The sequence below is a fragment of the Oceanospirillum sediminis genome, from assembly GCF_014164585.1.
Taxonomy (GTDB): domain Bacteria; phylum Pseudomonadota; class Gammaproteobacteria; order Pseudomonadales; family Halomonadaceae; genus Oceanospirillum; species Oceanospirillum sediminis.
Window position 1 is genome coordinate 1 of record NZ_JACJFM010000058.1, and the last position, 20,948, is coordinate 20,948.

A 20,948-nucleotide genomic window follows, 5' to 3' on the forward strand; every position below is an offset into this window, starting at 1 on the left:
GTTAAATTTTGCGGGAATAGCTCAGTTGGTAGAGCACAACCTTGCCAAGGTTGGGGTCGCGAGTTCGAATCTCGTTTCCCGCTCCAGTTTTCGTCCTGTGTTTCTGTTAAAACACAGACACTGCGTCCCATTCGTCTAGTGGCCTAGGACACCGCCCTTTCACGGCGGTAACAGGGGTTCGAACCCCCTATGGGACGCCATTCTTCCTTATCTTCTATTTATCTTGTCGTTTTAATTTCTGCTTTATTATTCTTTTGCTCACTCATCAGATTCTGACCAGGTCTTTTTTGTTTTGCTGCAGGCAAACGCATCTGTTGGGCTGGATTTGATCATTTTCATTAATTTTGTTTCAACTCCGGGTTAATACCATTGACTTGTAATTCAATGGATAACCCCATATATATGCATTTTCCGATAACCTGAGTAGTCTGAGTGGCTCTCAGCCCTATCGACAGGCCGTTTTTTATATGACAGGGGAGCTTAATGACTAAAGCATTATCAATACGGGGATTGAAAAAAATTTATAGCAATGGTTTTCAGGCTCTGAAAGGCATTAATCTGGACGTTGATAAGGGTGACTTTTTTGCTTTGTTAGGACCTAACGGTGCTGGAAAATCAACCACGTTGGGTATTGTTAGCTCTCTGGTAAATAAAACAGAAGGCGCTGTTGAAATCTTTGGTACAGATATTGATAAAGATTTCTCAACAGCAAAGCGTTACCTCGGTGTTGTGCCTCAGGAATTTAACTTTAATCAGTTTGAGAAAGTATTTGATATCGTGCTTTGTCAGGCGGGTTATTATGGTATTCCCCGTTCAGAGGCGAAGGGGCGCGCAGAATATTTTCTGAAAGAGCTCGGACTCTGGGAGAAGCGTGATGTTGCAGCGCGTACTTTATCAGGGGGAATGAAGCGTCGACTGATGATTGCCCGTGCTTTGATTCATAAGCCAGAATTACTGATTCTGGATGAACCTACCGCAGGTGTTGATATTGAACTGCGTCGTTCGATGTGGGATTTCGTTCAGAAAATTAATCGGGAAGAAGGTACAACGATTATTCTGACAACTCATTATCTGGAAGAAGCTGAAAACCTGTGTCGCAATATTGCCATTATCGACCAGGGAGAGATTGTCCGGAACACTAGTATGAAAGCCCTACTACAACAGCTGAATACAGAAACGTTTGTGATGGATACGGAAGCTGACCTGTCAGAGGCTCCTCAGATTGAAGGTTTTAAAACAGCGTTGATGGATAGCCACTGTATTGAGGTACAGATGGAGCGAGGTCAGAACCTGAATGATGTGTTTGCTGCATTGAGCCAGCAAGGAGTTCATGTCAGCTCAATGCGAACTAAATCCAATCGTCTGGAAGAGCTTTTTGTTGAGCTGGTTGAAGAAGACCGTCAGAAAACTGCCAGAAATAATGCCGCCGATAGTAAGGTTTCAGCCTGATGAATACAACACAATACCTGGTTGCCTTTCAGACCATTATTCATAAAGAAGTGACCCGTTTTACCCGTATATGGGCACAGACCCTGTTGCCCCCTGCGATTACCATGACACTGTACTTTGTTATTTTTGGTAATCTGATTGGGAGTAGGATCGGTGAGATGGACGGTTTCAGCTATATGCAGTTTATCGTCCCGGGGCTGATCATGATGTCTGTGATTACAAACTCCTATTCTAATGTTGTATCGTCGTTTTATGGCGCACGCTTTCAGCATAGTATCGAAGAGTTGCTGGTCTCCCCGACGCCAAACTGGATTATTCTGAGCGGCTTTATTTTTGGCGGTGTTGCCAGAGGTCTGACAGTTGGTGTGATTGTCACAGCCCTGTCCCTGTTTTTTACGGATCTGCATCTGCACAATGCCGGCATTACAATGCTGGTGGTTCTGATGACGTCAATTCTGTTTTCTATCGGTGGTTTTATCAATGCAATGTTTGCCAGAAGCTTTGATGATATTTCCATTGTTCCGACATTTATTCTGACCCCTTTAACCTATCTGGGGGGTGTGTTCTACTCTATCAGCCTGTTACCAGATTTCTGGCAGGGCGTATCCATGCTGAACCCGATTCTGTATATGGTGAACACCTTCCGGTACGGTATTCTCGGGGTGTCTGATATTGATGTCGGGTATGCGTTAACCGCAGTGGCGGTATTTATTGTGTTGCTGTTCAGTCTGGCATTGAATCTGCTGAACAGAGGTAAAGGTATTCGGAGTTAAATTATGGCGATTACGGCAAACCCTGAGCATTCTCCTCTGGGCAAAGAAACAGACTATGTGGATCAGTATAATTCTGAGTTATTGTATCCGATTCCACGTGGGCCTAAGCGGGATGAAATTCGTCTGCCGGAAATCAGTGAAGGGGATAAGCTGCCATTTTTTGGTCAGGACATCTGGAATGCATTTGAGGTGTCCTGGCTGAACCCTAAGGGTAAACCTGAGGCTGCCGTTGCCGTTTTTCGTATTCCGGCATCATCCCCGAATATTATTGAATCCAAGTCATTCAAGCTGTATCTGAACTCTTTTAACCAGACAAAACTGGCGGGAGCATCAGAGTTGAAAGACATGCTTGAGCAAGATTTGTCCCTGGCTGCAGGAGATACGGTTCTGGTTGAGCTGTATTCTCTGGAGGAGGCTCAGGTTTTGCAGATTGAGCAGCCTCAGGGACGTTGTATTGATGATCTGGATATTGAAATTGAGCATTATCATCCTCAACCGGATCTGCTGAAAACCCAGGGTAACCTGGTTGTAGAGGAGCAGCTGTACAGTCACTTGCTGCGTTCTAACTGCCCGGTAACCGGTCAGCCGGATTGGGCGACGGTGCATGTCAGTTATAAAGGCCCTAAGATCGATAAATCCGGGTTGCTGGCCTATATCGTGTCTTTCCGTCAGCACAATGATTTCCATGAACAGTGTGTAGAGCGGATGTTTGTGGATATCACTCAGCGCTGTCAGCCCGAAGAATTAACGGTTGTGGCGCGTTATACCCGGCGGGGCGGTCTGGATATTAATCCGTGGCGTTCTTCTAACCGTCCGGATCTGGAAAACAGTCGTCTGATTCGTCAGTAATGATTGTTTTGCCAATATAATCCAATGGATGCAGATATGGGGAAACCGGGTGGTTTTCTCCACTTTTCCTGATGTTGAGATATTTTTTTGGAGTTAAAACAGATCTTTCAGCGCTTACAAAAAAAGGCCGTCATAAAAAAACTGACGGCCCTATGGTAATGCCTTCGAGGGTACGAAGGCTGCCGTTCCCAGAGATCAGGAACGAGCGGCAAGTAGCTGAGACCATTGAATAACCTTAAATACAAGATGCATGATCACCGTGGAGGAGCATCGCATCTGACCACTGTGTTACTTTATCCTCATATTTCCTGATGTGTTAAAAAGCCAGGGGGCTACCGGGTTATGATTTTCTCCATTAAATCATAATGATGCTTATGTGCTGTTAATCAGTGTGTTATCTAACCTGTTGCTTTCAGCTTAGTCGCTTTTTGCAAATGCTTCCTGCTTAGCTCCAGAAAACGCGGGGTCAGCCCTGTGTCTTCATAAATGGGATCTCCCTCTTCATCCAGGGTCGCGACCTTTGTGCCTTTCTCATAAGGGAAGCTGCCTTCTACCTCATCCAACGCAGCTTTTATCAGGTCTGTTAATAACAGCTCCGGTGGACGTCTGGGAAACAGTTCCGCCAGTGCCTGAAGACGAGCAGCATCTTCTACCGGTAGCTGAATACTGTAGTGTTCCTGCGTGATTTCTCCGGATTCTTTTGTTTGCCAGTTGTGTACCAGCTGATTAAATCGCATGATAAAGACTCCTCTCTGGAGTCAGCAACAACTTGCTGCTTCTGAGGTGTTCAGTTGTTGCTGGCTTATATGATGTCAGTAATATCCTGATATATAAGGATTTTGCAGTATTTGAAGAGTTGATCCTGTACGTTTTTCAGTGAGCTTCTCTTAGCCGTCATACTGCAGAAATCAAAAATGAATTACATTTTTAATGTGGTAGAAAGTTCTCACTTGCGCCAGTAACACAAGGTATTTAATTGTAGATAAATTTAATCATTTCACTGGCCAGGTGTATTAAATCTGTAATTGAAGTCATCAGGTATGGAGGTGACACGTGAACCGACTACATGAATCGTTACGGGAAAATGTCAGGGAGTTAGGTGATTATCTGGGGCAAACGATGACCCATCATCTGGGGCCTGAGTTTCTGGAAAAAATTGAAACTATTCGCCAACTGGCTAAGGAAGACAGGGATAATGTTCATACCGATAATAAATTACAGGATTATCTGAGTAGCTTGTCAGACGATGATCTTTTGCCCGTGGCCAGAGCATTTAATCAGTTCCTGAATCTGGCTAACATTGCTGAGCAGCATTATCGGGCGCGCTTTCGAAAAACAGAGGATTATCGCTCAGTTGATCAACAGTCGTTATTGACCCTTTTCAGTCACCTGACATCAGAGCAGGTTAGTGGTGATGATATATGGCAGACTATTACTGATATGCGCATCGATCTGGTTATGACTGCACATCCCACAGAAGTGAATCGTCGTACTCTGATCCAGAAATATGATGCTATTTCAGAGGGTTTGAATCAGCTGGATAATGGTGATCTGTATCTGGATCAGAAAGAACGTATTCGAAACCGTATCCGGCAAATGATTGAGCAGGCCTGGCATACGGATGAAATCCGGCATCAGCGTCCAAGTCCGGTAGATGAAGCTAAATGGGGCTTTGTGGTCATTGAAAACTCGCTCTGGCAGGCTGTGCCAGAGTTTTATCGTCATCTGGATAATGCGCTGCATGAAAGTACGGGTAAAGGTTTACCGCTGGATTGTTCCCCTATTCGATTCTGTTCCTGGATGGGAGGAGACCGTGACGGTAATCCGAATGTCACCGCAAAAGTGACTGCAGAAGTGCTGTATCTGGCTCGCTGGATGGCTGCTGATCTGTATCTGAGAGATGTTGACCAGTTGTTGCATGAGCTGTCTATGTGGCGGTGTAACGATGCCTTAAGAGCCAGAACAGGTAGTACGCCTGAGCCTTATCGGGTTTTATTACGCCGTTTAAGGAAGCGGCTGCAGGTTACTCAGAGCTGGCTGGAAGATCAGCTGGAGGGTAAGCATCATAAATTGCCTCCTGAAGAACTGCTGACGGATAATCGCGAACTGATTGAGCCACTTGAACTCTGTTATCGCTCGTTGAAAGAGTGTGATATGGCTACCATTGCTAATGGTCCGCTATTGGATACCTTGCGTCGGGCGAGTTGTTTTGGCTTACACCTGCTGAAACTGGATATCAGACAGGACTCCGGGCGCCATGAAGCCGTGATGACGGAATTGTGTCATGAGCTGGGTATTGGAGATTATAAGGCATGGAATGAGCAGGAAAGACAGAATTTTCTTCTGACAGAGCTGCGAAGTCGACGTCCTCTGATTCCTGATGACTGGCAGCCTTCTGCGGAGGTACAGGAAGTGCTGGATACCTGTCGCGTGGTGGCTCAGCAATCACCGGATGCCCTGGGCAGTTATGTTATCTCAATGGCCCATCGTTCTTCTGATGTGCTGAGTGTGCAGCTACTGTTGAAAGAATGTGGTTATCATCACCCGATTAAAGTGGTCCCCCTGTTTGAAACCCTGAATGATCTGAACAATGCTGCCGATGTAATTGGGCGTCTGTTGAGAATTGAGTGGTATCAGGATCAGATTCAGGGTGAACAGGAAGTAATGATCGGTTATTCCGACTCATCTAAAGATGCGGGACAGCTGGCGGCGGCATGGGGACAATACCGGGCCCAGGAAGAGCTGGTGAATATTTGTCGTCGTTACGGGATTCGTCTGACGCTATTTCATGGACGGGGAGGAACGGTAGGCCGGGGAGGTGGTCCGGCAAGAGCCGCGATTCTGGCCCAGCCTCCGGGGTCGGTTAATGGCAGCTTGAGAGTGACTGAACAGGGTGAAATGATCCGTTTTAAGTTTGGTCTGCCTGAAATTGCTCAGCGAAGTATGGAAATTTATGTTTCAGCGGTACTGGAAGCCACCTTACAGCCACCACCTCAACCGAAAAAAGCCTGGCGTGATCAGATGAACCGGCTGGCTGAACGGGCTTTGACCAGTTACCGTGAACAGGTACGTGAAAACCCTGATTTTGTCCCTTATTTCAGAGCGATTACACCCGAGCAGGAACTGGCTAAGCTTCCTCTGGGTAGTCGACCTGCGAAGCGTAAAGCTGATGGAGGGGTCGAAAGCCTGCGTGCCATTCCCTGGATTTTTGCCTGGACTCAGATCCGTCTGATGCTACCGGCCTGGCTGGGCAGTGATCAGGCATTGGCAAAAGCATTAGAGGAAGATGAAACGGAGTTAATGCGGGAGATGATGCAGCACTGGCCTTTTTTCAGTACTTATATGGATATGCTGGAGATGGTGCTGACTAAATCAGATGCTGATGTTGCTGAGTATTATGAACAAACCCTGGTGCCTGAAGAGCTTCATCCTCTGGGAAGGCAGCTACGTGTTCGTCTTAATATGCTGAAGAAAGCTGTTTTGCATATTCGTGAACAGAAAATACTACAGGAACATATGCCTTTGATTGCAGAAGCTGTCAGAGTGCGTAATCCTTATATTGATCCTCTGCATGTTTTACAGGCAGAGTTGTTGTTGCGAGATCGGGATCATCCGGGAAATCCAGGAGTGGAACAGGCGCTGATGGTGACTATGGCAGGTATTGCTGCCGGATTAAGAAATACCGGTTAGCGTGTTTGGAAATCTGATCCGGACTTTCTGGGGCTTATGTACCAGAGCTGCAGACAGTCCGGGCATTGTATCCGGAGTATATCCGGGCTATCTGATCGGTTCTGGTAGTGCCGGAATCAGTGATGCCCTGCATGTCCGGAAGGAGGCGTTATGTCAGAAGCTGACTCTGCTCTCAATCATCCTCTTGTTATAAAAGCAAGAGACTTTGCCTCTGATGCTCATGGGCGACACGGACAAATACGTCGTTATACGAATGAAGCTTATATTGTTCACCCTCAGGCTGTTGTTGAAACCGTATCCAGAGTGCTGAGTGAGCCAGAAGCGCTGGCTGCAGCCTGGTTGCATGATGTGGTAGAAGATACGGATGTTGAATTGTCTGACATTGAACTTCATTTTGGTGAACAGGTGGCTTTGCTGGTTGATCAGCTGACCACAGGACCTCATTCTCCTCATCTGAGCCGTGAACAGCGCAAACGGAAAGATCGTCAGCAGCTTGGAGCGGCATGCCAGATCGCTAAAACGATAAAGCTGGCTGATATCATTGATAATACCCATACTATTGCAGACAGAGACCCTGAGTTTGCTGCGCTTTATCTGCCGGAAAAGAAGTCTATGCTTGAAGTACTGGTGGCAGGAGATCCCGGGTTGTATGCTCAGGCGGAAGCCATCATTGAAGAAGGCTTATTGTTATTGGATAGTCTGGAACAACAATCACCTTATGAGGACACTTAATCTTTCTTATTATTAACCTGGAGGCCTCTTTTTATAACGTCACGCTAATCCTGATGATGAATTAAGCGTCAGGCGATCCATTGATCTGAAGGAAAAATGTATCGCCAGGTTATTTCCAGAAAGATGAAGGTCTTGCCTGTTTCAATGGAAACGAGCGATGACTGCATCATAAACGGCCTGATTTTCCGGGGTATCTATGCCCAGTGTATGAGCCTGATCCAGTAAGTAACCGTTAATATATTCAATCTCTGTACTTTTGCCTTTCTGAGTATCCTGCAACATAGAAGAACGGTTGTGCGCTGTCCCTTCTATGACCGACTGAGCCAGATAAAATAGCCCTTCTTCAGGCAGAGATAGCTGAAGAGCACGCATGACCTGTTCTGTTTCCTGGCACAGTTTTTTTACTCTGGCTAAACGTGCGGGAACTCTGAGTTCCCCGTTCAGGCACTGGTCCAGTGCTGTCAGGCCATTAATAGCAATATTAATAGCCAGTTTATTCCATAACGCCTGGTATATGTCCGGGCAGTGTTCTGTTGCCAGGTCCATCTTTTGCAGTTGTGCCAGAACAGCCGCTTCTGCCTGTAACCCCTTTTCATTCAGTGCACCAATACGGCTCACGCCTTTACCAGCATGTACCACATGGCCCGGTGATGTCCGGTAAGCGCCATCAGTAATACAGGCGGCAATAATGGCGTAGTCATTAAATGCTTCGGCAATAGCCTGTTGGGCACCCATGCCATTCTGAAGTACAAGAATTGCTGCATCCGGTGTCAGAGCATGCGCTATTCCACGAACCGCATCCAGTGCATCCGGTGCTTTAGTGGCGACGATCAGCTGGCTGATTGACTCTGTCGGGCATTCTTTTGCGGTGGTCAGTTCTGCCTGAAAAGGTATCTCTGCGTTGCCCTGAAAAGGTGTCAGTGTCAGATTATCAGGAGCAGGCACACTGTGTCTGTGTATCAGGGTAACAGGCATTCCAGCCATATTCAGATACCCTCCCCACAGACATCCCAGTGAGCCCGCGCCTAATACCGTCCAGCGTGTTTGATTCATTATATTTATCCGTTTGGCAGAAACAGGGGCGCAAGTATAATGCCTCCAGTGCAAATTATTAAAGGAGACTTTCCATGCCATCATTTGATGTCGTGTCTGAACTGGATAAGCATCAGGTCAGTAATGCTGTGGATCAATCTAATCGAGTTGTAGGAAATCGCTTCGATTTTAAGGGTATTGATGCCAGGTTTGAACGCAAAGACAGTGTCGTAGAGGTTATCGCAGAAGCGGAGTTTCAGGTCAGGCAGATGGTGGATATGCTGACGTCAGAACTTGTAAACCGTAAGGTTGATATCAAGTGTATGGAAGTGGGAGATATCGTTGAAAGTGGTAAGACAGCTCGCTGTGCTGTCACTCTGAAAGAAGGCATTGATAGCGATAATGCACGTAAGATTGTCAAGATGATTAAAAATGAAAAGCTGAAAGTTCAGGCTGCTGTTCAGGGGGAACAGGTGCGAGTGACGGGTAAAAAAAGGGATGATCTGCAACAGGTTATCGCTTTTCTGCGTCAATCAGACCTGGACCTTCCTTTACAGTATCAGAACTTCCGTGACTGACACCTGGCTCTGAATGAGATGAACCGGTTCGTTCTATGAACCGGTTTTATTCTCCTTTTGCCATGCTGTTGCTTTTATTCTTCTCTTGTCTCTGCCTGATATTTAACTGCTTTCTCTTTTCATACGACCCTTATTGACCTGTTTCTGGCCCGGTTATTGAATGGCCATATTTAAAGAGGTTGTTACTAAGGACTCAGACTATTCTGAATAAGTGCACCGGTTTAACGCTGGTTTCGGGCTATATCTATCTGGTTTTATATTTTTTGGTTATATATGGATGTATTAAAGTTATAATAAATTGGTCGCTGATGCTTTTTTGATTAATAAAAACATATGCATTAGGAGATATTTCATTCTACTGACATTTCCATTAATTATGTTCAAATGTTATAAAAGTGTTTCTGAATGTAATCAGGTTTCAGGGGCAGTGGATAAACCAAGATAACTTCGGGACGAAGTGGTGACAGTAACTCTTTGTTTTAAAAGAGATGATCAGGTAACTGGTCGTGCTGCTGTGCAACCTCAGGATGGGGCTGATGAGGATGATACCGAAGATGAAACAATGGTCTTTGCGCAATAAACTCTTACTTTTTTCTCTGACAATTCTGATACTGGCTCAGGGAGCGGTTATCTGGCTGGCAATGAATTCGATGTTTCATGCTGCTGAAGAAGTAAATGAACAAGTATCTGCCAGTAGTCAGAAAAATGCTGAATCTCTGCTACGTGCAGCATCTTCTGCGGTGGCAAAAGATGTCAGCAGTTATATGAACAGGGCATTTGACACTCCTGAAACCATGAAGGCGATTGTTGAAGCCGCTATTGCGAACCCGGACAAACGTCTGTCACGTGATGAACTGCAGCAACTGGCTCGTCAGGCTCTTGAGGCTAATAAGCTGATAAGCTCAACCTATCTCCAGTTTGAAAAGAATGGCTACGATGGGCTGGATTCTCAGATGCTCGGTTCGGGTGAGCATACGAGCAGTATAGGTACGCTGGAAACTTACTGGGTGCGTGATGGCAGCACGCTGACACATTATGCAACGGAAGACTCTGCCTCTAAATATTCTGATACCAGAAATGACCTGGGAGACCGTGAATCCGAATGGTATCTGTGCAGCTACGAAACTGGCAAAAACTGTATTGTTGAGCCCTATCTGTATGAAATTGAGGCTGGTAAGGAAGTTCTGATGACCAGTCTGGTAACGGCGGTCAAACGTAACGGTCAGTTTGTTGGCGTTGCTGGCTCGGATATTGATCTTCCTGTTTTGCAGCAGTTGATGGAGCGAATGTCCTCTGAGTTATTTGATGGACAGGCTGAATTACATCTGCTGACCGCTAAAAATCGTATTGTGGCCAGTAGTGAATACAGTTCAAAGTTGTCCCGTCCTTTATCTGAAGCTAACAGTGAATTTTCAACTCAGGTTTCTGCCAATAAAAACAAATTATTCGGAACCGGTAATCTGATGGCTGTCAGCCAGGATATCTATATTGAAGCTCCGGATATGCACTGGCAACTGGTGTTGACTGTACCTGAAGCGATTGTTCTGGCCGACCTGAATAAACTGACGGCAGAGCTGGATAAGGATAGTCAGAGTGCTTTGAGTAATATGCTGGTGCTGGGTGTGGTAAGTCTGGGAGTGGCTGCTATTGCTATTGTTTTGTTTGTAAACAGCATCGTCCGGCCGTTATCCCGTATGCGTGAGCGGGTGCATAATCTGAGTTCCAGCGAAGGAGATCTTACCCAGACACTGGATATTGATAACCATAAAGAATTGATTGATATCAGCGATGGTATTAATCGCTTTATGGCAAAGCTGCGCACTATGATCACAGAACTGCAGCATCAGAGCCTTCAGGTGCAGAAACAGGCTAACCTGCTGAGTGAAGCAACAGCAACTACAGCCGATATTATTGCCCGTCAGACGTCAGAAACCGACAGTGTAGCAACCGCGGTTGAAGAGATGGCTGCGACCAGTGCAGAAGTGGCGCGTCTGGCCTCTGTCAGTGCGGAGGGAACTCAGCATTCTGAGAGAATACTACATTCCACCAGCCAGAGCTTTGACAGCAGCGTAGAGCAAGTGCAGAAAATCGCGACGGCGATGGATGAAAGTAGTGAACGTATTATGAAGGTTTCAGCTCGTAGCGAAGATATTAACCAGATTGTTAAAACAATTGCTGATATTGCTGAGCAGACCAATTTGCTGGCACTGAACGCTGCTATTGAAGCGGCGAGAGCCGGGGAACAAGGGCGCGGTTTTGCTGTTGTGGCAGATGAAGTACGTAATCTGGCAGCTAATACTCAGAACTCGACAGAAGAGATTAATGATCTGGTGAAACGCTTGCAGAATAATGTCCAGCAGGCAGTAGAGCAGATCAACTCAAATAAAGAGCGTTCTCATCAGACAACTGACAGTATCAGGGAAAGTGTTGCCAATCTGAAAGAGCTAGAATCTCAGATTAATACCATTTCTGATAATACCGTTCAGGTTGCTTCGGCTGCAGAACAGCAAAGTCAGGTGAATCATGAAATCAGTCAGAGTCTTACCGGCATTGGCGATACTGCCCGGCATCTGCAGGAGCAGGCTCGTGTCATTGATGGGGTAAGAGCTGAACTCACCAATGTTGTTGGTTTACTGGATGATCAGCTATCCCGGCTAAAAGTGTGATTTTCTGATTGCCAGTAATATTTGAGAAAGTATTTCATTCACGATAGTCGTTACTCGCTAACCAGACAGATGTGTCTGGTCTGATTCAGAAGGAGGGCATACCCTCCTTCTGTTTTTTAATTATACATCCGGGAATTCTGCTAGAATCCCACCTCATTTTCTTCTGAACGTCGGATGGATCCCTGATTCAATGAATACATACACTGGTAAAGGACTCCGGTTTATAAGGGGCGTCTTAGCTGTTTGCGGTATTTATCTGCTGTCATTACCCGTACAGGCGGATGCCAGCAAGCTGGGGTTGACGGATCAGGAAGTAGCCTGGCTGGCAGAGCGTAAAACACTCAGAGTGATGAATCTCAGTACTTTTCCGCCATTCAGTTTTTTTGATGGCGGCCCAAAGGGCTATAGTATTGATTATATGAATCAGATGGGAGAGCTGCTTGGCATTCCGATTGAATATGTCAGTAATAAGCCCTGGCATGAATACCTTCAGATGCTGCAGGATGGGCAGTTGGATGTTATCCCTCATATTGCTGTTACAGAGGCGCGGCAGGCATTTATTGAGTTTACTCCGTTTAATCATATCGAATATATCAGCGGTGTTGCAGTTAACAATAAATCAGGTATCAAAACACTCCAGGATCTTAAAGAAAAAGGGCGAGTTGTTGCGGTCACTAAAAAGACATTTCTGCATAGCTGGCTGGTGGAGCACTATCCAGACCTGCCTTTATTACTGACAGCATCTACAGAAGATGCGGTTGCTGCTGTCGCTTCTGGCAAGGCGGATTTGGTAGTTGGCAATTTACCTGCTCTGCACTATTACATACAACGGGACTGGCTGAGTAATGTTGATATTACTCGTATACCGGATTTCAATTTGCCTGAGAAAACCCGTTTGCCAATGGGGGTGGCCAAAGGCAACCATCTGCTGAGTTCTATTCTGACTAAAACCAATGATGCGATCAGCTATGCTACAGCTTCCGGGTTGAGAGAGAAATGGAAGCGTCCGGATAAGCAGCGTGATTTGACGACTCAAGAAAGAAATTATCTGGCAGAAAAACGCGTACTGACCATGTGTGTTGACCCGGACTGGATGCCTATGGAGGCCATTGAACAGGGTAAACATACTGGTATTGCCGCTGATTTTATTGAGCGTTTCCGGGAAATCCTGAGTATCCCCATTGAGCTTGTGCCGACGAGATCCTGGGCTGAAACGCTACAGGCAGGTTTCAGAGGGCAATGTGACTTTTTTTCTATGATCATGAGTACACCAGAGCGTCAGCAGCAACTGGAGTTTACCCGGCCTTATCTGAATACACCGCTGGTTTTTGCTACATCCGTTGATAAGCCTTATGTTGGTGATGCATCCCGTATGAAAGGTAAAACCATCGGTATTGTGAAGGAGTATGCTTTTCGGGATACCTTTGAACAGGCTTTTCCTGCCCTCAGATTTGTTGAAGTAGATAATATTCAGGATGGTCTGAACCGTGTCAGAGATGGAGAGATATTTGCGTATGCGGATTCTTTGATTTCTGTTGGTTACTGGATTCAGAATCACTATAACGGCGTTCTGAAAGTCTCCGGAGAGTTTAATGCTGACTGGAGTCTGGGAATTGCGGTACAGAAAGAAAATCAAATTTTAAAAAATATCTTTGATAAGGCCATTGGGCAGATTACGCCGGGAGAAAAACAGGAAATTATTAATAAGTGGATCTCTATTCGCTATCAGAAGGGGACAAACTGGCATGTCACCTTTTTGTCTGTTGCTGCTGTTGTGCTATTTTTCAGTGTGTTATTACTCTGGTACCGTCGGGTAAATAATAAATTACGGCATGAAATTGAGTTAAGAATTGCGGCAGAAGAAAGTGCCTTACGTTTGGCGCGTACTGATCAGCTAACAGGCTTGTTAAACCGCAATGCCAGTGAAGGATTACTGGATCAGGAGATGGCGCGTTTCCGCCGGTATAGTAATCCGGTCTGTATTCTGATTATGGATGTGGATCATTTTAAATTGATTAATGACCAGTATGGTCATCGAACCGGAGATGAGGTGCTGAAATCTTTCAGTGGACACATGGGTTCTATTATCCGGCAAACAGATCATCTGATTCGCTGGGGTGGTGAGGAGTTTCTGGTGCTGGCACCGGATACGGAACAGCCGGATGCTCTGATCCTTGCAGAGAAGTTGCGTGAGGCGGCAGAGCACTATAATCATCCGGACTTGCCCCGTTTTTCGATCAGTATTGGAGTCGCGCAATTACACAATGGGCAGAACTTTGCCCAGTGGTATGAAGAGGCCGATAAGGCGCTGTATGCGGCCAAGCAAAATGGCCGCAACAGAGTCTGTATGGCAGAATGACTGCATGAGCTACCATGACTTTATGAACGGCAGTTCAGTGCTTTCCGTCTGAGCTGCCACCTGACCAGTCCATCATAGCTACTGACTAGCAGTACTCCCCCTATAATCAGTGCTGATCCGATGATAAAACGAGGGTCGATACTTTCTCCCAGCAACCAGCTTCCGAATAACACACCAAAAACGGGTGTCAGAAACGATAATGTGCCGAGCTGAGATGCTTTGTAGCGAGTCAGCAGCCAGAACCATACCAGAAAACACAGAAAAGAAACGCCGATGCCATGAAAGGCCAGACTTGTCCAGAGTTCCGGGGTAAAGTTTATCTGAGTCTGTTCCGTGAGCAGAGCCCAGGCGGTCAGAATAATAAACGCTCCCAGCAGTTGATACAGCAGTGTCTGCCGGGCTGGCAGAGCGCCAAGCCCCGATGCTCTGACGACTATCGTAGTCGCTCCCCAGGAGGCACCGGCCAGTAGGGCCAGAAAATCTCCCCAGAGTATTGCTTCAGGATTATCTGTCTTCGTATCTCCGCTATAGAAAGAGAGTACGACACCCGAAAATGCCAGCATAATTCCCAGCCATTGCAGGGGGGCCATACGTTCACCGGGCACTTTCCAGTGCAGGCCTATCGCAGCAAAAATAGGTGAGGTATACAGGAAAACGGTAGCGTGACCCGCTGAGGTATATTGCAAAGCCTCTCCCAGAAACAGGTATTCCAGGGAAAATAAAATACCGATCAGCATGGCTGGTAATCTGTTTTCCTGTGACAGCGGTAACTTTTGTCTTTGTAACAGGATAAGCGCAATCAGGAGTATACCGGCGATACCAGAGCGCAGAGCTATCTGAAATACCGGAGCAATGTCATCAGCAACGGCTTTCAGCACAACCTGCTGTGATGCCATGATCATGCAGAATATTACCATGATGCCGATTGCTGATTGGTCCACAGACTGTCGAGTTGTCATAATATCTCCGGTTGTTAACAGATCAGAAGCGTATTATCTTGCTGTCAGCAATGATTTATATAGCTTAAATCAGACAATCAATAATACAGATCTGCCAATTCATGACCCGAAAGCCTTTTATCCACCAGCCATTAGTACCGGGTGATCTGACGTATCCTGTGTATTGTAAGGTCCGTACCAGACCATCGGATACTATCTATCCGGCCCATAGCCATCTCTGGGGCGAATTCGTTTATTCATTCAGCGGAGTGATTGAACTGCAGGTCGCCGGGGCTTTGTTCCGGGTACCTCCGGATTATGGTTTATGGCTTCCTCCCGGAGCAGAGCATGAGGGCTTTAATCGCTATGAATCCCTACATTGCTCTTTATATCTGGAGCCTGAGTTTGCCCGGACGAAAGGGCTGCCATCATCCCCCTGTGCTCTGACGATGAATGCAATGCTGAGAGCTATGCTGGATTATCTGAAATCCAGTCCGCCAGAGCTGCCCTATACCGGTGAATATTGCAGATTACTGGAGGTCATTACTGACCAGTTGGGGCTGGCCCCCTGCGCTGGCAGTTATCTGCCCGTTTCAGACGACATGATTCTGGCCAGGGTATTGTCTTATCTGGAAGATAATCCCGGTGATAATCGCTCTGTCAGAGACCTGGCAGCTCTAGGAGGTACAACAGAAAGAACACTGGCACGTAAAGCCCGGAATGAACTGGGTATGCCGTTGAGTGAATGGCGACAGCGTCTGAAGGTGATGCATGCCATGCCTATGCTGACATCCGGTGAAAAAGTAGAGAGTATTGCACTGGATCTGGGATACAGCACTGCATCCGCTTTTATTGCGATGTTTCGCAAGCTGTCAGGGATAACGCCGGATGAGTACCGAAAGCGTGCAGACTGAAAATTCTGCATTGGCCTGTGTTGAATCAGGCTGTTTCCGCGACTGTGTTGCTCTTTTTAGATAGCAGGCTTGTGCCTGTTGCATTGTCATAGCGTGATATTATAAATATGATGGCTATAAGAATCTTATTTTGTGAAATTTTATAATTTTTATTTCACACTTGTGATACCTGAAACGGTTGTCCTGTGACCCTGATATATGAATAGAAAAAGAAAAGTAGCAGCCAATAGTGAAAACTTACGTATTGGAAGCCAGATTCGGGATCTGCGTAAGGCAAAAGGTGTAACTCTTGCAGAAATAGCTGAGAGTATTCAGCGTTCTGTTGGCTATATCAGCCAGGTTGAGCGAGGGGTTTCCTCTTTGCCAATTCCTGTTCTCCAGTCAATCTGTGATGTATTAGGTGTGCAGATCAGCTGGTTTTTTCATTCTGATCGGGAAGCTCCTGAGGAAGAGTTAAACCATATTGTGCGTAAATCCGCTCGGCGTAGTTTAAGTTTTTCCGATGGCGGTATTCGTGAAGAGCTTTTATCCCCTCGTTTGTCTGGTCATTTACAGATGATTCTGACTACTTTTTCTCCTGGGGCAAAAGGCAGTGAGGCCCGCAAGCTGAAGGGAGACGAGGGTGGTCTGGTGCAATCAGGTGCGATTGAACTGTGTATTAATGATCAGTGCTTTATCCTGCGAGCAGGAGATAGTTTTACACTGGGGCGAGATGATCAATATCGGGTACGCAACGCTTCAGAAGTGGGAGAAGCGGTAGTGATATGGAATATCACCGGCGGCTATTAGGCTTTTAGGCCAGGCTGGCAGAGAAGATAAGATCCGTAAATGTCATCAAGGATTGTTGTTTACAGGCTAATCTGCTACCACGCTCTGGTGGTAGCAGATTATATTGCACGGCTTAGATTCTATGGTATTAACCGTATAGAACTTCTGGTAACCAAAGTGCGATTCCCGGGAACATCAGTAGCAAAGCCAGACCCAGAATTTGTAGCAGAATAAAAGGCACTGCTGCTTTATACAGATCGTAAATAGTGACTTCCGGAGGGGCCACTGACCTCATATAGAAGAGATTATACCCAAAGGGCGGCGTCAAATAGGCTGACTGCATACTTACGATAAATAGAATCGCAAACCAGATCGTATCGAAACCCAGAGATTCCACAATCGGCACAAACAAAGGTACAGTGATAAAGACAATGGCAAAGTCATCCAGGAACATGCCCAGCACAAAGTAACATGCCAGCATGATCATGATCACATAGATGGGTGCGACATCGTTATCTTCGATCAGCTCTTGCAGAATAAAACCGGCATCCAGGCCAATATAGACCTTACTGAAGAAGATCGCTGCAATCGTGATCCAGATCAGCATCCCCATCAGCTTTGTGGTGGAGATCAGCACTTCCTTCATCATCTTCAGGTTCAGCGTACGGTAGATCGCCGCACAGAGAATAGAACCCGCCGCACCAATAGCCGAAGCTTCTGAAGGTGCAGTAATACCTGTAATGATACAGAACAGCACCGTCGCAATCAGAGCGCCCGGTAAAATCAGGGCTTTCAGCGATGCCACTTTACCACGCCAGTCTACTTGATGCTCTTCTGACAGAGCCGGTGCAAGGGATGGCGTGATTCGGCTGCGAATCAGGATATACAGAATATAGATACCTGCTAGCATCAGCCCCGGCATAAGGCCGGCAGCAAATAGCTTACCTACTGATTCCTTTGCCAGGAAAGCATACAGAATCATAAGTAAGCTGGGCGGAATCAAAAAGCCCAGAGCTCCACCGGCCATAATGGTGCCTGTGGCAAGCTTTTTGTCATACCCCCGTTTCAGCATCGCAGGCAGAGCAATAACGCCCAGGCTCACGGTTGCTGCACCCGATACACCTGCCATCGCCGCGATCAATGCGCAGACAATAACAGTACCGACGCCCAGACCTCCGGGGGTTTGCCCCATCAGTTTGTTCATCATCTCAAAAAGATCATCGGTAATACCGGAGCGTTCCAGCATCAACCCCATGAAAATAAACATGGGCAGAGCTACCAGAAGGAAGTTGTCCAGAGCCGCAAATGAACTGAGTGTCAGGAGCTCAATGGATCCTGCACCCCATAGAGTGTAAGCAAATCCCAGCCCGACGGTCAGTAATGACCAGGCCAGGGGAGCTCCCATCATCAGCATCAGGAACATGGTCCCGAACATGCCAATGGTAACGATTAGTGGGTCAAGTTCAGTCACCTGAATCCCCTGTTAATTTAAAAGTTATATCGATGTCAGCCATCTCAGGCTATCGGCAAGGTTGCAGATAAAACACGCGACGCGTTCCTTGCTAATCGGACTTAATTATTTTCAGCTCAGTAACAGACGCTTACTTATCCGGACGATAATTAAGTGCGACTTGTATATCCCTGATGAGATGCACTAACCCCTGTAACCAGATCAGACCCACACCAATGGGGAGCATGGTTTTAAAAGGGTAAATAGGTGGAGCCCAGGTACTTTTTGAGGACAGTTCTCCGCTTTGCCAGGAGTCGTAGGCAAACTCGCAGGCAGCCACAAAAAATACGCCAAACATAATCAGTACCACACAACCCGTAATCACGTCGAGAATAGCCCGACCGCGTTTATCGAACAGGTGATAAACCACTTCACTACGGACATGCCCATGATGCTTATGAGTGTAAATACCCGCAAACATACAAAAGGAGCCGTACAACATAGTAGTTGATTCGTGTGCCCAGGATGTTGGGCTAAGGAAGAGATACCGGGCGGCGATCTCGTATAACAAGACGCCAATCATGGCAAGGCACATCCAGGAGCTGGCCTTGCCGATGAACTCGGATATCTCGTCCTGATAGTTCAGGAGGCGAGATATCCCGGACATTATGCTCTCCCAGTGGCTTTAGCCGCTTCGGTCAGAATGTCGATTGCTTTACGGTTACGATCAGAACGCGCTGCTTCTTCTTCCCAGATCACTTTCGCAGCGTTGCGCAGACGGGCAGAATCTTCAGCGTTCAGAGAACCCATTTCGAACTTACCGGTGGTAGAAGCATCGATAGAACCGCTGACCATCCAGTTGTGCATCTTAGCAGCGTGTTTAGCGAAAGAGGTTTCGATGATGGTACGGTGGCTATCAGACAGAGACTTCCACTTGTCCATGTTGATCAGCATCTGATCGGTATAACCAGGGCTCACCATGTTCAGAGAGGTGTAGTACTTAGCGGTTTCGTACAGTTTCATCGACAGGTATTCGTTAGTGCCTGCATAGATCACACCGTCGATAGCGCCAGTGCTCAGGCCAACATACAGCTCAGAACCCGGCAGGAATACCGTTGGGATATCAAACTGATCCAGGATCTTAGCGATACTTGGTGTCGCACGGATCTTCATCTTCTTCAGATCATCCAGACTGTTTACTGGCTTTTTAGTCAGAAGATCGAAAGGACCGCCCATGATAGGGCCTAAGTAGTGAACGTTTTGCTCAGCATAGCCTTCACGGATCAGATCAATCAGGCCTTTGCTTTCCATGATGTACATGGCTTCATCATAGTTGGTCCATGCTGCAGGCAGGCCTGCTTCAATAGACGCGATATCCAGCTGTCCCGGCCAGTAGCCTGCGTAACCCTGACACATATCGATTGTGCCAGCGCCTACTGCTTTAAACATCTCGGCATCCGGTACCAGAGAACCACCGGTGTAACGACGCACTTTAAGTGCCTTATCAGAAGCACTTTTGACGTCGTCAGTGAACTCTTTAAAGATATCGTTCGCTTCTTTACCCCAATAAGTCTGCATTCTTAAAGAGGTTGCTGCTTGAGCTTGTGAAGCGATGCTCATTGCCATAGGAGCTGCTACCAGACCGGCAGCTGCCGTCTTCAATAGATCACGTCTTTTCATGTTGTTATTTTCCTTAGGCTGCGTTGCTTATCGTTATTGATTCACGCTTGGTTATGGGGCCTTTCGTACATAAAAAAGCCCTCGTAATCTTTTATGCTAACTGATATTGATCTTAATATCAGGTCAGGACAATTGATATAAGTTTACGCCCTGTTAAGAAAAATTTGGTGAAAACAGGCAATTTTTTTTGGATTTCTCTTTAAAAATCGCATAGATATGAAAATATACAATGTACTTTCATGTTTGTGTATGTAAACAGCGATTTACAATGATTTTCATCTCATTTACATCGGCTCTTTTTCGCATAAAAATCTGAAAAATATAGCTGAAATAATTAACTGCCTATGACACCCGCTTTCCGCTCAGAGGTATTTAATCATAGTAGAACACTATATTTAGCCGCATTGGCTATATTTTGCTTTTAATGTAGGCAATAATATTTTATTTTGTTATTTATTAGGTCTTTTGTCTGTGTTTTTGTGTTTTTCAGGCTATTTCACTATTGAGGAGTTGCGGGGCAGAATAAAGCAACAGAGAGTATGATGCAATGATTCATAGCCAGACTGACTGAAGCTATTTGATTATGTTTTCTATCACTTTGATTTATCAAAAAATTTATTATTCTTATAGGATGGTGGGTTAGCCTGGATCCAGTTTTACTACTCTGAGCTGCCGTTGGCGATGAAAAGCCGGAAAGATGACGAAAAATAGTTGACCGAGGCGTAATCACATCTTAATTGATAGTAAAATATCATTTACGATACGTGGATAATTTCGTTCTGGTTGCTAACGGCCAGGCTGTATCATATTTTATTTTTACTGACTAAATTGTCCTGAAATTGAATTTAAAAATATTGCTCTGTGCTTAATAATATTTAAATGCACCTGACTTGTTGTTTTCTTTTTATTAAGCTCTCTCTTTATTACCTGGTAATTCCTCCCTCTCGTTTTGGTTGATTTTATTTGCCATTCTTTAAATCTGAGCAGTGCGTAGTTCTGACGACTATGGGCTATGCACAACTGTTTCCCCACTTTTTCAAAAACAGGTATTTCCAGCTTTAATGGATTGT

The 20,948-nt window shown here is 46.0% G+C and carries 18 protein-coding genes and 2 tRNA genes; 13 read left to right on the forward strand and 7 right to left on the reverse strand.

The window, feature by feature from the left end; translation table 11 throughout:
- Positions 1–10 precede the first annotated feature (10 nt).
- From H4O21_RS23170 to queF, 5 genes are all read left to right on the forward strand, one after another.
- Positions 11–86: transfer RNA gene (locus H4O21_RS23170), tRNA-Gly, on the forward strand.
- Positions 87–124: 38 nt separating this feature from the next.
- Positions 125–200: transfer RNA gene (locus H4O21_RS23175), tRNA-Glu, on the forward strand.
- Positions 201–483: 283 nt separating this feature from the next.
- Entirely contained in the window at positions 484–1,449 is a 966-nt protein-coding gene (locus H4O21_RS23180) for an ABC transporter ATP-binding protein (protein ID WP_182811923.1), read from the forward strand.
- Complete coding sequence (locus tag H4O21_RS23185; RefSeq protein WP_182811927.1) at positions 1,449–2,222, forward strand: ABC transporter permease; 774 nt, start codon at positions 1,449–1,451, stop codon at positions 2,220–2,222. The genes H4O21_RS23180 and H4O21_RS23185 overlap by 1 nt, the downstream gene beginning before the upstream one ends.
- 3 nt (positions 2,223–2,225) lie before the next feature.
- On the forward strand, positions 2,226–3,071 hold the full coding sequence (gene queF, locus H4O21_RS23190; protein ID WP_182811930.1) for an NADPH-dependent 7-cyano-7-deazaguanine reductase QueF: 846 nt from the start codon (positions 2,226–2,228) through the stop codon (positions 3,069–3,071).
- 398 nt (positions 3,072–3,469) lie between these two features.
- Here queF and H4O21_RS23195 read toward each other — a convergent pair whose 3' ends face one another.
- A complete protein-coding gene (locus tag H4O21_RS23195; RefSeq protein ID WP_182811933.1) occupies positions 3,470–3,808 on the reverse strand; it encodes a pilin assembly protein in 339 nt (112 codons plus the stop codon).
- Between the two features lie 316 nt (positions 3,809–4,124).
- On the opposite strand from H4O21_RS23195, the gene ppc reads away from it, so the two are divergent.
- Genes ppc through H4O21_RS23210 form a run of 3 tightly spaced genes read left to right on the forward strand, consistent with a single transcriptional unit; the run spans position 4,125 to position 7,493 of the window.
- Complete coding sequence (ppc, locus tag H4O21_RS23200) at positions 4,125–6,761, forward strand: phosphoenolpyruvate carboxylase (protein WP_182811936.1); 2,637 nt, start codon at positions 4,125–4,127, stop codon at positions 6,759–6,761.
- Between the two features lies 1 nt (position 6,762).
- Positions 6,763–6,954, forward strand: coding sequence for a hypothetical protein (locus H4O21_RS23205; RefSeq protein ID WP_182811938.1), 192 nt, complete (start codon positions 6,763–6,765; stop codon positions 6,952–6,954).
- Positions 6,912–7,493: an HD domain-containing protein gene (locus tag H4O21_RS23210; protein WP_182811941.1), complete on the forward strand. Its 582-nt coding sequence runs from the start codon at positions 6,912–6,914 to the stop codon at positions 7,491–7,493. The genes H4O21_RS23205 and H4O21_RS23210 overlap by 43 nt, the downstream gene beginning before the upstream one ends.
- A 141-nt stretch (positions 7,494–7,634) precedes the next feature.
- Here H4O21_RS23210 and H4O21_RS23215 read toward each other — a convergent pair whose 3' ends face one another.
- Positions 7,635–8,546: a ketopantoate reductase family protein gene (locus H4O21_RS23215; protein WP_182811945.1), complete on the reverse strand. Its 912-nt coding sequence runs from the start codon at positions 8,544–8,546 to the stop codon at positions 7,635–7,637.
- Between the two features lie 74 nt (positions 8,547–8,620).
- Between H4O21_RS23215 and H4O21_RS23220 the strand changes: the two genes are divergently transcribed.
- The 3 genes from H4O21_RS23220 to H4O21_RS23230 all read left to right on the forward strand — a co-directional run bounded on the left by H4O21_RS23220 (position 8,621) and on the right by H4O21_RS23230 (position 14,128).
- Positions 8,621–9,103, forward strand: a complete 483-nt coding sequence (locus H4O21_RS23220; protein ID WP_182811948.1) for a YajQ family cyclic di-GMP-binding protein — start codon at positions 8,621–8,623, stop codon at positions 9,101–9,103.
- A 554-nt stretch (positions 9,104–9,657) separates the two neighbouring features.
- On the forward strand, positions 9,658–11,769 hold the full coding sequence (locus tag H4O21_RS23225; protein WP_182811951.1) for a methyl-accepting chemotaxis protein: 2,112 nt from the start codon (positions 9,658–9,660) through the stop codon (positions 11,767–11,769).
- Between the two features lie 190 nt (positions 11,770–11,959).
- Positions 11,960–14,128, forward strand: coding sequence for a transporter substrate-binding domain-containing diguanylate cyclase (locus H4O21_RS23230; protein WP_182811954.1), 2,169 nt, complete (start codon positions 11,960–11,962; stop codon positions 14,126–14,128).
- 20 nt (positions 14,129–14,148) lie between these two features.
- On the opposite strand, the gene H4O21_RS23235 is transcribed toward H4O21_RS23230, so the two are convergent.
- Positions 14,149–15,087, reverse strand: coding sequence for a DMT family transporter (locus tag H4O21_RS23235; protein WP_182811956.1), 939 nt, complete (start codon positions 15,085–15,087; stop codon positions 14,149–14,151).
- Positions 15,088–15,188: 101 nt separating this feature from the next.
- On the opposite strand from H4O21_RS23235, the gene H4O21_RS23240 reads away from it, so the two are divergent.
- Together H4O21_RS23240 and H4O21_RS23245 are read left to right on the forward strand one after the other, a co-directional pair.
- A complete protein-coding gene (locus H4O21_RS23240) occupies positions 15,189–15,980 on the forward strand; it encodes an AraC family transcriptional regulator (RefSeq protein ID WP_182811959.1) in 792 nt (263 codons plus the stop codon).
- A 198-nt stretch (positions 15,981–16,178) separates the two neighbouring features.
- On the forward strand, positions 16,179–16,769 hold the full coding sequence (locus H4O21_RS23245) for a helix-turn-helix domain-containing protein (RefSeq protein WP_182811962.1): 591 nt from the start codon (positions 16,179–16,181) through the stop codon (positions 16,767–16,769).
- A 127-nt stretch (positions 16,770–16,896) separates the two neighbouring features.
- On the opposite strand, the gene H4O21_RS23250 is transcribed toward H4O21_RS23245, so the two are convergent.
- The 4 genes from H4O21_RS23250 to H4O21_RS25515 all read right to left on the reverse strand — a co-directional run.
- Complete coding sequence (locus H4O21_RS23250) at positions 16,897–18,219, reverse strand: TRAP transporter large permease (RefSeq protein ID WP_368737585.1); 1,323 nt, start codon at positions 18,217–18,219, stop codon at positions 16,897–16,899.
- Positions 18,220–18,349: 130 nt separating this feature from the next.
- Positions 18,350–18,865, reverse strand: coding sequence for a TRAP transporter small permease subunit (locus H4O21_RS23255; protein ID WP_182811965.1), 516 nt, complete (start codon positions 18,863–18,865; stop codon positions 18,350–18,352).
- Entirely contained in the window at positions 18,865–19,878 is a 1,014-nt protein-coding gene (dctP, locus tag H4O21_RS23260; protein WP_182811968.1) for a TRAP transporter substrate-binding protein DctP, read from the reverse strand. Before dctP ends, H4O21_RS23255 begins: the two co-directional genes overlap by 1 nt.
- An 816-nt stretch (positions 19,879–20,694) precedes the next feature.
- The coding region (locus H4O21_RS25515) for a hypothetical protein (protein ID WP_220495817.1) at positions 20,695–20,948 on the reverse strand (254 nt) is incomplete at its 5' end.